General features: G+C 35.0%; 10 protein-coding genes. 7 read left to right on the top strand and 3 right to left on the bottom strand.

Features of this window, described 5'->3' with window-relative positions:
• Positions 1 to 212: 212 nt before the first annotated feature.
• From ACT5E3_RS01135 to ACT5E3_RS01115, 5 genes are all read left to right on the top strand, one after another.
• Entirely contained in the window at positions 213 to 3,389 is a 3,177-nt protein-coding gene (locus ACT5E3_RS01135; RefSeq protein WP_444996486.1) for an amidohydrolase family protein, read from the top strand.
• 178 nt (positions 3,390 to 3,567) lie between these two features.
• Positions 3,568 to 3,930, top strand: a complete 363-nt coding sequence (locus tag ACT5E3_RS01130; RefSeq protein WP_444996485.1) for a hypothetical protein — start codon at positions 3,568 to 3,570, stop codon at positions 3,928 to 3,930.
• 166 nt (positions 3,931 to 4,096) lie between these two features.
• Complete coding sequence (gene sbcB, locus ACT5E3_RS01125) at positions 4,097 to 5,536, top strand: exodeoxyribonuclease I (RefSeq protein WP_444996484.1); 1,440 nt, start codon at positions 4,097 to 4,099, stop codon at positions 5,534 to 5,536.
• A gap of 7 nt (positions 5,537 to 5,543) precedes the next feature.
• Complete coding sequence (locus ACT5E3_RS01120) at positions 5,544 to 6,077, top strand: DUF523 domain-containing protein (RefSeq protein ID WP_444996483.1); 534 nt, start codon at positions 5,544 to 5,546, stop codon at positions 6,075 to 6,077.
• A gap of 89 nt (positions 6,078 to 6,166) precedes the next feature.
• Positions 6,167 to 7,102: a diguanylate cyclase gene (locus ACT5E3_RS01115; RefSeq protein WP_444996482.1), complete on the top strand. Its 936-nt coding sequence runs from the start codon at positions 6,167 to 6,169 to the stop codon at positions 7,100 to 7,102.
• Between the two features lie 599 nt (positions 7,103 to 7,701).
• Here ACT5E3_RS01115 and ACT5E3_RS01110 read toward each other — a convergent pair.
• Positions 7,702 to 9,384, bottom strand: coding sequence for a TIGR03545 family protein (locus tag ACT5E3_RS01110; protein ID WP_444996481.1), 1,683 nt, complete (start codon positions 9,382 to 9,384; stop codon positions 7,702 to 7,704).
• Between the two features lie 42 nt (positions 9,385 to 9,426).
• Positions 9,427 to 9,933, bottom strand: a complete 507-nt coding sequence (locus tag ACT5E3_RS01105; protein ID WP_444996480.1) for a TIGR03546 family protein — start codon at positions 9,931 to 9,933, stop codon at positions 9,427 to 9,429.
• Positions 9,934 to 10,240: 307 nt separating this feature from the next.
• Here ACT5E3_RS01105 and ACT5E3_RS01100 point away from each other — a divergent pair, with 307 nt between their 5' ends.
• Both ACT5E3_RS01100 and ACT5E3_RS01095 read left to right on the top strand, forming a co-directional pair.
• Positions 10,241 to 10,945, top strand: coding sequence for a 2OG-Fe(II) oxygenase (locus tag ACT5E3_RS01100; protein WP_444996479.1), 705 nt, complete (start codon positions 10,241 to 10,243; stop codon positions 10,943 to 10,945).
• A gap of 162 nt (positions 10,946 to 11,107) precedes the next feature.
• Positions 11,108 to 13,141 (top strand): methyl-accepting chemotaxis protein, encoded by a 2,034-nt coding sequence (locus ACT5E3_RS01095; RefSeq protein WP_444996478.1) that lies wholly within the window; start codon positions 11,108 to 11,110, stop codon positions 13,139 to 13,141.
• A 65-nt stretch (positions 13,142 to 13,206) separates the two neighbouring features.
• Here the strand turns inward: ACT5E3_RS01095 and ACT5E3_RS01090 are convergent, their stop codons facing one another.
• Positions 13,207 to 13,569, bottom strand: a complete 363-nt coding sequence (locus ACT5E3_RS01090; protein ID WP_444996477.1) for a hypothetical protein — start codon at positions 13,567 to 13,569, stop codon at positions 13,207 to 13,209.
• Positions 13,570 to 13,619 lie beyond the last annotated feature (50 nt).

The raw sequence follows: 13,619 nt of genomic DNA, 5'->3' as shown, positions 1-13,619 counted from the left end.
ATTTTACAATTTAAATGCCTAAGCGCTAGCGCTTTTAAGCCCCATCATTTACTACCAATGATGCCTCGTTCTGTTCAATTGTCTAAGTACAAATGCAAGTATCTTCCAGAAGAATAGATATATCCCACACAGAACATTAGATCTCCACATAAAAACCAAGTAAAGTCTACCCATAATAAATCATTAAAAACTAACTCAAGGGGATTTGTACGATGAAACATCTAATATTCGTATTAGTTGCAGTACTCTTTTGTCATTTCAGCTATGCAGAACAAGCCAACCCAAAGGATGAAAAAACCAAATGGGATGTTAATAACCCACCAGGTGAAAAATACCAAGCCAATATCGATGTAACAGAAGGCACCTGGATGAATGTGGCGGTTAGCCCAGATGGGAAAACATTAGTCTTTGACCTACTTGGAGACTTATATAGCCTACCGATTAAAGGCGGTAAAGCGAAGGCGCTCACACACTCGATTGCTTGGGAAATGCAGCCCCAATTTAGCCCCGATGGTAAACAAATTGCTTTCACGTCTGATGCCGGCGGTGGCGATAATATATGGATAATGAATAGTGATGGAACTAATTCACGCCAAATAACGAAAGAATCGTTCCGTTTACTAAATAGCCCTAGTTGGAGTCCTGATGGTCAATATATAGCAGCCAGAAAACACTTCACTTCACGACGCTCTTTAGGAGCAGGTGAAATCTGGCTATATCACATAGCAGGTGGTAAGGGATTACAACTCAACAAAAGACCCAACGATCAAAAAGACTTAGGTGAACCAGTATTTTCTCCTAAAGGAGAAAAAGTTTATTTTTCACGCGATTCCACCCCCGGAAAATATTTTGAATATAGCAAAGACTCTAATCAAACCATTTATGAGATATTTTCAATTAATAGACAAAATGGCAAAATCCATAAAGAAGTTTCTGGTTTTGGTGGGAGCGTTAGGCCAACTCCTTCTCCTGACGGCAAATACTTAGCTTTTGTTCGCCGAATTAGAAACCAGTCCAGTATTTTCTTAAAAGATCTACAAACAGGTAAAGAATTTCCAATTTATCAAAAGCTTGATCGTGATATGCAAGAAACTTGGGCCATACACGGTGTTCACCCAACTTTAGCATGGACACCAGATAGCCAAGACTTAGTATTTTGGGCAGGAGGAAAAATTCATCGTCTAAACACAACAACACAAGTTGCTAGCGAAATACCGTTTCACGTTAAAACCACTAAATCTATGCGCAAAGCAGTTTCCCATCAAGTTAACCCTGCTCAAGATAAGTTCGAAACAAAAATGCTTCGTTGGATTCAGGTTAGCCCCAAAGGTAACCAGGTCATTTTCCAAGCATTAGGCCAGTTATATTCTCGTAACCTTCCCAATGGAAAACCTAAACGTTTAACAAAAGCAGAGGACGAATTTGAATTTTACCCTTCCTTTTCAAGTGATGGTAAATGGGTTGTCTATTCGACCTGGAACGACATCCAGCAAGGTGCAGTTAAAAAAGTTCGCGCTAAAGGAGGCAGAGGGAGTTCATTAACAAAACAGCCAGGTAAATATATATCTCCCAGGTTTTCATCTGATGGAGAATCTGTTGTTTATCAAAAAATTACTGGTGGAACAATTACCACGCCAGTGTACAACAATGATCCTGGTGTTTATCTTATCAATAGTAAAGGTGGTAAAGCACGATTAATAACAACCAGTGGGTCATCACCATTCTTTTCTAAAGATGGCAAACGAATCTTTTTATCTCGTAGTGCTGATAAAAGCACCGTATTGGCTAGTGTCGATTTAAATGGAAAAGATCCCATCACTCATGCTAGTAGCAAATTCGCAACAGAGTTTAGCCTTTCGCCTAATGAGCAATACTTAGCTTTTCGTGAAAGATACCAATTATATGTTACTCCTTTTACTAATGCAGCAAAAGCAATAGAGCTGTCACCCAAGGCCAGCAACTTACCTGTGCTAAAAGTCAGTACAGATGGTGGCCAATACATCTCTTGGAGTAGTAATAGCCAAAACATCCATTGGTCACTTGGTTCTTCTCTTTATAGTCTAAAGCTCCCTTCTCCAGTGAAATGGAAAGAGCTAGCTAAAGAACTGAGTCCTCAAATAAATAACTTAGGGTTTACAGTAAATAGCGATCAGCCAAGAGGTAATACATTACTAACCGGAGCACAAATAATCACCATGAATGGCGATCAAGTGATTGCCCAAGGTGATATTTTAATCAATGGCAATCGCATTAAAGCCATAGGAAAAACGGGCGAAATAAAAGTTCCCGATAATACAAAACAAATTGATGTCAGGGGAAAAACGATTATTCCTGGAATTATTGATGTTCATTGGCATGGACGCCAAGGCAGAAGCCAATTAACCCCTCAGCAAAATTGGTATAACCTAGCAACGCTAGCTTTTGGCGTAACAACCATTCATGACCCATCTAACAATACTGCTGAAATATTTTCTGCGGCAGAACTTGCCCGAACAGGTAAACTAGTTGCTCCTCGAATATTTTCTACTGGTACTATTCTATATGGTGCAGAACACTTTTTTACTGCCGAAATAAATAGCCTGGAAGATGCAACTAAGCACTTAAAACGACTCAATTCTCAAGGTGCTTTTTCAGTAAAAAGCTATAATCAGCCAAGAAGAGATCAACGCCAACAAGTATTAGAAGCAGCCAGGCAGACACAGATGATGGTCATGCCAGAAGGTGGCTCTACCTTCCAACACAACTTAACCATGATAGTTGATGGGCACACAGGCATAGAACATGCTATACCACCCGCTAAAATTTACCAAGACGTCAAACAGTTATGGTCTCAAAGTCAAACAGGTTACACACCAACTTTAGTTGTCGCCTATGGTGGTATTTGGGGGGAGAACTATTGGTATCAACACAACGAAGTATGGAAACATCCGATACTCTCTAAGTATGTCCCTAAAAAGGTTCTTTATCCCCGTTCTATTCGACGCACAATAGCACCAGAAGAAGATTACAATCACTTTAATGTTGCGACTGTTGCAGCAGAACTTCAAGCAATTGGTGTAAATGTACAGCTAGGAGCTCATGGCCAACGTGAAGGACTTGGTTCTCACTGGGAAATGTGGATGTTTGCACAAGGAGGTATGAAACCCCTCGATGTGATTAGAGCAGCCACTCTAGACGGTGCTAAATACTTAGGCATGGAAAAGCACATTGGCTCTTTAGAAGCTGATAAACTAGCGGATCTGGTGATATTAGATAGTGATCCTTTAAAAAATATTTACCAAACCGATCAAGTATCGATGGTGATGATCAATGGACGTTTATACAACAGCGCAACCATGAACGAAATAGGTAATCATCCTAAAAAAAGAAAGAAGCTATTTTTTGAATAACTTGTCTAAAGATAAAACAAGCACTTAACCGTGTGCTTGTTTTATCTATTTTAACCACCCCCCCTCAAATAATGTCAGTATTAGTAAAAATTCAAGAAAACTCATTGATTAATTATCTAGTCGAATTTACTAAATAACTGTATCCTGTTAACTAATTGCATCAATCTAACAAGGCTTTATGTTACGCCTCTCTATTTTACTAAGTATTCTGTTATTAATTAGCTGTGTAGCCAAAAAACAACTGAACGAGCAAGAAAGCTACCACCTTTTTTGTTCCGGCTTTGCTAATCAATACTGGCATTTACTATCTACCCCCAAAATAGATACACAAGCATTAATAGATAAGCAAAAATTCGCTATATTACCCGAACAAAAATCACTTTGGTTTACCTATAACAATAAGTATTTGGGTTTGTGTATACCTCCCAAAGCAAAAAGGCGTAGACTAACTAATGATTGTGGTAGCGTTTATGTTACTTACCAAAAAATAAAAAATGAATGGGAGGTTTTAGAGCAAAAAGTCACTATATGTCCCAGCTAATTCTTTGACTTATTCCCTATTGAAATATATTGGTTTACCTTTCTACCGTAAACGAAGCTAATCGTGTTTCCCAAAATAGAGTTTTGACAAACAAATGATTTCCAGATAATTTGTAGGCTCTGATAAACATCGACTCATCAATTACTGTTAATGGAAACTTAACATTATGCACTCTTTCTATTGGTTTGATTTTGAAACCTTCGGCGTTAACCCTGCCAAAGATAGACCCTCACAGTTTGCAGGCATCAGAACCAATTCTGACTTTGAAATTATTGACGAACCACTTAATATTTTTTGCCGACCGGCAGATGACTTTCTACCGCATCCTGAAGCTTGTCTTGTAACAGGGATCACTCCACAACAAGCACTTGAACAAGGAATATCTGAAAGAGATTTTTTTCGTCAAATACACATGGAGTTATCAACACCAGAAACTTGCGCCGTTGGTTATAATAATATTAGATTCGATGATGAGGTTGTTCGCTTCGGGTTATACCGTAATTTTTATGATGCCTACGCCAGAGAATGGCAAGACAATAACTCAAGATGGGATATCTTAGATCTTTTACGTATGACTCATGCATTAAGACCAGAAGGTATTGAATGGCCACTCAACCATGAAGGAAACCCTAGTTTTCGTTTAGAACATCTTACAGTAGCAAACGGTATTAAGCATGTTGATGCACATGATGCACTTGCAGATGTTTATGCCACCATTGAAATGGCTAAACTTGTTAAACATCATCAGCCTAAACTATTTGAATATCTGTTTGAATTAAGAGATAAACGGCGGGTTATGGCAGAAATTAATCTATCAACCCTAAAGCCATTCGTTCACTGCTCCGGTATGCTTGGAGCAAAGCATAACTACTGCGCAGTTATGATGCCAATCGTTGCACACCCAATCAATAAAAATAGCGTAATTTGTATTGATTTAACTAAGCCATATGAAGATATTTCTCAACTAGATAAAGCAACAATAGAATCTCGCTTATTTACCCGTACTGAAGATCTAGCACCTGGAATCAACAGAATTCCAATTAAAGAAATACATTACAACAAATGTCCCGCAGTTGCACCAATAGGCGTACTTAATGAAAAAGCTCAAACTCGTTTAAATATTGATCTAGAAGCTTGCCTTAAAAAAGCTGAAAAGCTTAAACAGCAAATAAAAATACTCCAAGGAAAATTAATAACGATCTACCAAAATAATATTTATGAACCAATAAACAACCCCGATCATGCTCTCTACTCTGGTGGTTTTTTTAAACCTTCTGATAAAAGTAAAATGCAGAAAATAAGACGAAGTAATTGGGAAGAGTTAGCCAATAATACATTTAACTTTGATGATGGACGATTAAACGAAATGCTGTTTCGTTATCGAGCAAGAAATGCACCAGACAGCTTATCGGCAGAAGAAATTAGGCGTTGGAATCAATTTAAAAAAGATAATTATTTTGATGAAAATTCAGGTTCCACATTAACTTATTCTAATTTCATTGAAAAAATTTCATTATTGAAACAGGATAAAAATAATAACCAAGAGATTCTTATTGCTCTAGAAAGCTATGGTAACAACTTAATTAGCCAACTCGAGCAGAATTAACAAGGCAATGAGTTCAAAAAAAAATAAAGTTTTAATTGGTGTTAGTAGTTGCTTGCTCGGTAATAAAGTAAGATATGATGGAAACCACCAATATAGCGCAGCTATCAACCAATTACCAAAAGAGACATTCAAACTAATAGCATTTTGTCCCGAAGTAGAGATTGGACTAGGCGTTCCTCGTCCCAAAATCCAGCTCGTGGAAAAAAATGGCGATATATACTGTTTTGATGAGGCCACCTTATCAATAGATTATACAAGGCAATTAATCAATAGCTGTGATTCACAAATGTCCTGGATATCAAAACTTAGTGGATATATTTTTAAAACAAAGTCTCCGAGTTGTGGAATAACCAAAGTAAAAACCCACTTTAAAGAAAGAATAGAACCTACGGGACGAGGAATATTTGCTAAAAGGCTTATTGAAACTTTCCCTAATCTTCCTTTTATTGAGGAAGATCAATTTGAAACCCCACATTTACGTAAACAATTCATTTTAGATGCGATAAGCTATAATCAGTTGAATTTTATTAAAAATAAATAAATTATCTCTATAATCTATTGAAGAAAATCTATAGAATGTTTGTAATAATAAAAATTCTGGCTATATTATGAATCACGAAACTAGCTGTAATGAATGACATAAATCACAACTATCCTTTTGATATTCCTCAGTTACTATCTATATTTGTAGCTCAAAGCAATGATGGGTATGCAATATTTGATGAAAATGATGTTCTAATATATTGTAATCAAAATTATGCTGAAATGTTATTTAGCACGTCTCCTCAAAAAGTTATTAATAAAACATTTTCTGAATGTGTCACAATGACATTCCATAGAAATCGCGGCATTAGAATTGAGACTGATGATATAAGTGATTGGATACAAACAGCTCAAACCAAGCGTAGAAAAGAAAATTTTCGCTCATTTGAAATTGATTTGTTAGATGGCCGTTGGTTATTAGTAACAGAACAACTCATTGGTGGAAAGTTTTTATATTTACACTTTACAGAAATCACCAAAACAAAAAAGTTAGAACAAGAACTTAGATTAACTAAAGATAAATTATTTGAAAAGGCCTATCACGATGAATTAACAGGCATTCCTAATCGCCACTCATTTATTGAAAGAACCTCTAAAGAAATAAACAAAGCACAAAGGAATAAACAATCACTTTTTTTCTTCTTGTTTGATGTTGATCATTTTAAAAAGATTAATGATAAGTATGGACATTTAGCAGGTGATTCAGTTCTCCAATCAATGTGTAATCTAGTCCTATACCAATTAAGAGATTATGATTTTGTTGCACGAATTGGCGGAGAAGAGTTTGCAATTGTATTTACTGATGGAGAACAAAAAAACATACTGACTACCGTAGAAAGAATTCGCATTTTAATTGAAGAGGCAAGCTTTCAATTTAAAGAAAATTCAATTCATTGCACCGTCAGTTTTGGTGGAACAAAAATAAGACCTCAAGACAAATTAGAATCTCTAATAAGCCGCGCTGATAAAAACCTTTATCAGGCAAAAAAAAATGGTAGAAATTCAACCGTATTTTCCGAGTAGTAATTAAAACTATTAATGAATTTTTTATAAGCTCAATCTAAATAACGCATACTAATCTCCATAAAAAATATACTTTATTAGCAAACTGACAGTACTTTATCAAAACGAATACTTTACTATTTAACTTTGCAATCGATCAAATATTTCCGTCGCACAAAATCAATAAAAAAGGAAATCAAAATGTTCTGATGAGAAAGGTGAATCGCTATACAACGTTTGGCGTTTTGAAACTGATATATAGCTAAATCACTATAAAACCCGATGAGGGAATCGTCATTTAAAAATCATTAGTAATCTATAACAACAAAGTTATTGATATCACCAAAACTCTATAAAACACAACCGCCAGAATCACAAGCGCAATTTACTTACATTCCAAAGAATAAAAAATACAGGATATCACTGAAGAAAATAATATTAAAAAATAACATTAGGAATACTTGCTAGAATTATGTGGCATAGTGTTCATGCTCAAATCGAAGCATATTTTATCTGTGAATCTGAGGTTTATATATTACCACCGCCATTTTCTATTTTAGAAAATTAAGCATACCAGTAGATGCTAAAAGTTAATCTTTAGCATCTACTTTCAATTACCATTAATTGATTTTTCCTAAGATATCTTTTAATAACTTATCATTATCGCCTAGTTGCTTTTGCCAGTTATCAAAGTTACCATCGAAGCTTTCTAATGCCGAAATATCTCCAATCTTTTCAGTAATAGCAGCTTTAACCTTGCCAGTTAATTTTTGAGCTTTTTGCTTAACTTTTTCACCTATCGCTTGTTGAAATAATTTTTCTATACTAGAACTTACTGTTATTTTTGGGTTTTCTATATCACCAGATGCTATTAATTTAAAATCTATTTTTTTCTGCTGATTGATACTATTTGCTAATGTTGTTTGCCAGTCAGATAGCCCTTTAGGAAACACCAGTTTTGGAGATTGAATACTAAAAATGGCTTTTAGATCGATTGTTTGTAACGTTAATTCGCCATTAACTGTGGCAGATAATGTTCCTGAATCAATCGTCCAATCACCTTTATCTGTTTGCATAAACTGCATTTTATCAATTGGCCATGCAACCACTTGAGAGTTTAATTTTGACTGCATGTCTTTTGCACTAGGCCAATGGCTAGACACATCAATATTCGCTTGGCCATTACCAGAAAATCTCAAGTTTAATTTAGCAGGCTTACCCGTTAGCCAAGGTAAATAACCTAAGTCAAATCCACGGCCATCCAATACCCGTCCATTATCACTACCATTTAATTTAATTTTTTTAATTAATAGTTCAGGAAATGTTTTTTGATCTTTAAAATAAACCTTTTTACCTACTTGTACATAAGCTTTTTCTTCATCAACTTGCTGTTCACTATTGGCGGGTTTCACTTGTTTAACTAGCCCTAAAATACGCTTCACCCAAGGCGTATATTGTGGCCCTAAGTATTTATCAACTAATCCATCAATACCATTACCTAAACCAAATTTTTCCATTATTAAATCTAAATCATCATTTGGGCCATTTTTAACATCTTTCAATTGTTCAGCTAGCTTAGTTTTATCTTGCTTTAACTTATCCGATAAGACAGAAATTTGTTTGCGTTCAGCATCAATCAATTTTTTTAGTTTCTTCCAATCTTTTCTATCTTTTATTAAGTTTAATTTGTTTTCTTTAGCTCTATCCGAGAGACGCTTATATTCCTTTTTTATTTCTTCAGTTCTTTTTTCAAGTTCATCTTTATCTAATGCATTTTTCCATTCACTTTGTACTTTTGATTGTTCTTGTTTTAATTTTTCAATTCTCTTTAATGTGATTAAATCTGCATCATTAACAAGCTCTTTAATATTTATTTTTTCTACATCTGGAATAACCATCTCAATCACTTGCTCTACAGCTTTTCCAGATTTTCTTCCTCCTTCTAATGCTCCGCTAGTTTTTCTTGCTGTCCCTGTTTGAACACCATCAATGACAAGTTCTTCAATAATCAACTTTTTCCATAATAAGCGCTCGCTATCTACCGCAAATGTTATCTCAGAAGATTCAAATAAATTAGTCATTGGCGCATCAGGATCCGCAGCAACTAAATGCTTTAAAGTGACCGCTATTGGAAATAGCGATAAATTGACACTATCTATTTCAACTTTAGCCCCTAATGCTTCTGATCCTAGTTGCTCTATGCTACTTTCAACGATTCTTGGAGCTAATAAATACCAAAGTAGGACGACCAATAATATGATCGAAAAAAATACAGCAAGTCCCCACCATCGAATTAATTTCATTATATAAATCCTATAAATAATAAAAATTGAATCATATTATTTTTAATTAGAATAACTTTGATAAAGTTGCCAAAATTTAGAAGCTTTTAAAAGCTTAACAATTCTAAACTCTTCTACCTTCTGCAACCATTTATCACGATAAAGACCAACTAAAACTTTAGCAACCGGAAATATTACAATGGCACTAATAATTGCGATAACTAATGAACCAATAACACCGCTATAGTAAAAATTACTCCACCTACCTATAACGGTATTATAAAAGCTCTCCCAAAATGGAACCAAGCTTTCAGCTTGTAATATTGCTAAACCCAGTATTTCAGCAGGACCCGAAATAAGTAACCCAATAATAGTGAATAGCGGCCATGCGACAATAAATATAGTGAGATTAACTCTAAACCATAAAACAACAAACAAAATAATCAAATTATGAATCGAAAACAAAGGGGTTAAACCAACAATTAAAGCCAATGAAATTGCTGCTGCAATTTGACCTGGAGATTGTTCCGAGTTTAAAACTTTGAAAATTTTTACTAGAAATGTCAGCATATAAACTCATTCCTTTTCAAGAAGAAAATAGAAATTTAAATTCTTATACATAGTAGTATATCTGGTCTTAACGTCCATCTAAATACTAATATTATTCATTGTAAGCCTGAAAATCCGTGCTGTAAATCATCAAAATAATAATATTTGGCTTGAAATTACTTCCCAAGCCAAAGATAATCGTTAAACATACGTCGAATGCAGTCCAACTAAAACAATAAAAATTAATCGTTTTTTCTTTTTATATGAGGGCTACTTCTACAATTAGTTATTTCTTTGCCTATTTAACACTTTAAATGAGCCTTTAACCATGCATAATTTTATCATGGAGTTTAAACAAGCCTTCTCAAAAGAGTATTGTGAAAAACTTATCAGTCAATTTGAAAGCAACCAACACAAAACGCCAGGAAGAACAGGCGGTGGAGTTGATAAAATAAAAAAAGATAGTATTGATCTCTATATATCCAACCTTCCCGAGTGGAAAAATGATTGCGAAATTATTGCACAAACTCTATTAAGGGCAACCATCGAATATGCCAAGCAATATCCATTTATATTAACAGGCTCTATTTCTCCAAGTATCATTGACCCTCAAACCAATAAGGCAAGAAACATAACCCATCAAGATTTAACTAATTTAGATAATCATCAGATAGAAAGCTTAATAAAAGCAATTTATCGTCTAGATAATGTTAACATGCAAAAGTACATTCAGGGACAAGGGGGTTATCACCATTGGCACTCAGAACACTACCCTCACCCAACCGATCAAACTCAAAAGGCGTTACATAGAGTTTTACTTTGGTTGATATACTTAAATGACGTACCTGAAGGTGGAGAAACGGAGTTTTATTATCAAAATACTAAACTCACTCCTACACAAGGTAGCCTCATACTCGCACCCTGTACTTTTACTCATACACATCGTGGAAATGTGCCTATTTCAAACGATAAATACGTACTTGCCTCATGGGTCATGTATAACCCAGCCTCAGAGCTATACAGACAGCCCTAACGCTAAAAAACGAAATAACCTTGAAATTAACTATTTTAATCACTTATACCCGTGCGACTTGAGAATACCTGATTCAGCAAGCCAATGTGCTATAACACATAGTGAATTGATTTGTATGCTATCCTATAAGTATAAAAAGGACTCAATGTCGGGTTTTCTCACGTGATCAAACAATTTTTTCTACCCGCAACACTATTGATGAATAAACTGAGATATAACCTCAAGTTTACATTAATTATTTTATTATTCCTTCTTCCTCTATTTTATCTTGCTTTTAACTACTTCAGTGAAGTGAAACGGCTTATTCAACACAGCGAAAATGAGTTGTCAGGTGTCAGATTTTATAAAACCATTGATCCTTATCAGAAAACGCTGATCTTTCTAATAACAGATGATATGGATTGGCGATCGGGTCAATCAATCCCACAGCTACAAACTCAAAAAGTTCAAAGCTATATTCAAAGTCTCAATCGCTTAGCTAAAAATTTGCCTTTCACTCCAAGTAAAAACGATTCAATTAATGAAGTTATTGCTCAAGCTAAACAGCATATTATTTTAATCACAAATAAGTTAGGCATGCCACAATGGACACCCATTGACCACTTTGAACATCTTGAAAGCGGACTTAGCCAATTTAATCATATTTATATTAGGGTCGCCAACTTAACAGGAATATCGAATGATCCTCAATTAGCCACAGTACAGCTTACCCGTTCAATTACAGAAAAAAGACATGCTATTTTAAGTCTGATGGCACGCTCTTTTGCTGTTGCAGCCTTTGCTCTTGGCGAATCTCAGGTCTCGTCAGGAACCTATGATAGTTTAAGCCTTGCCTCAGATGAGTTAATTGCAAACCTAGCCAAGCTTAAAACACTTAATCACTCCACACATGGGTTAGATAAACCACTAATAAAGCTTCTTAAGGAAGATGTAATTACACAACAGAAACTACTTGAAAACAGTATCAACTTTCTAGAAAAAGAATTTTTAGTGGCAGAAGAAGTTATATTGAAAAAACCACAACTCAACCAATTTATTTCAAACCAATTAGATATTTACTTTCAGAGTAAGCAACAGCTTTACGCTGCTTTGATTGAACGTTTAGAAAAACGTAGTCAAAAAAATAAAAATAGTTCTTTGACTGTATTGTTAATCGTTTCCTTCACCTTACTACTAGTCATTTATCTCTTTATAGGCATGAGTTTATCTATTTCAATGACCACCAACAGCTTAACAAACTTTGCTCGAAAATTAGCTGACGGCGATACACGAGCTACTGCAACAGTGCGTACAAAAGATGAATTAGCAGATGCAATCATAACAATTAACGTAATGGCAGGTAACGTTAGAAATTTAGTTAAATCAGTTATTAGCGCGTCACAAGGGGTATCTCAACAAACAGAACAAGTTGAACAACTCGCTATTCAAACTGGCGATGCAGTTAATACGCAATTAAACGACACTAATGCCATTACTAGCTCTATTGGAGAAATACTTGAATCGCTTCAAGTTATTGCAAACACAACACAAGAAGTCGTTAACTCATTAAAAGTTGCCACTCAACAAACTCAAGATGGCAAACAAATTTTAATTGGTGCCCGTCAAGCAACCAATGAATTGGGTGAAGAAATAAAGTTATCAGTCAAAGTAATTCACCAATTATCACAACAAAGTGAAAGCATTAATCAAGTATTAGATGTTATTAAAAGCATCGCCGAGCAAACTAATTTACTCGCACTCAATGCAGCAATTGAAGCAGCACGAGCAGGGGAACAGGGGCGAGGTTTTGCTGTTGTAGCCGATGAAGTGCGATCATTAGCAAAGCGAACTCACGATTCAACAGAGGAAATTCAGCATACAATTTCAGAGCTACAACAGGGTGTAGAAAGCGCTGTTGACGCAATGACCAAAAGTGACGAGAAGGCTCATCGCTCAATGGAAGAGTCCGCTAAATTAGAAGAAGCACTCAATCAAATTAGCTTAGTGGTTGAACAAGTTAATGATAAAAATACTGCCACTGAGCATGCTATTTCTACTCAACAACAAATCGCTTCTCAAATAGAAAAAAACCTATCTTCAATTGGAAAAATATCAAAGGTTACTGAAAACAATGTTTCTCAATCCATTTCTGCGAGTCAACAGTTAACAGAACATGTTGCTAAACTTCAGTTGATGATTGCAAAGTTCAAAACTTAACTGCAAACTCAACCTATTAATAACACTAATACATCAATCTATTGTAGTAATAACGAATTTTTAATTTAAATTTTTGTATTCCACTTATTAATATCCATATCCTTAAGATCAACAAATCGAACACTTGGCGGATTACCTCTGTCAGGCTCCACTCCTTCAACCACACCTAAAAATGTGACAGAAGGCGCATTTGACATTTTAGAAGTAACTACCATTGAAACCAGTTGACGCCATTGACACCCCACAATTCCACAGATACCACCCAACTCAACTTTTTCAAATTTGATCCAATATTTATCCTTAGATTTATCAGCTAAAAAAGCTTTGACTTTTTCATGGTTTTTAAAAGCATCCATCGCTTTATCTTGCGAATCTGCGACACAAGAAAACAAAAATAGCGACGCAATAAATATCAATTTTATTTTCATTTTAACTCTCATTTCGGCTGATGAATATATTTAGTATTTTAAGCCTATTA

The sequence above is a fragment of the Aliikangiella litoralis genome (assembly GCF_052495765.1).
This window is presented reverse-complemented; position numbering and strand designations above follow the sequence as displayed.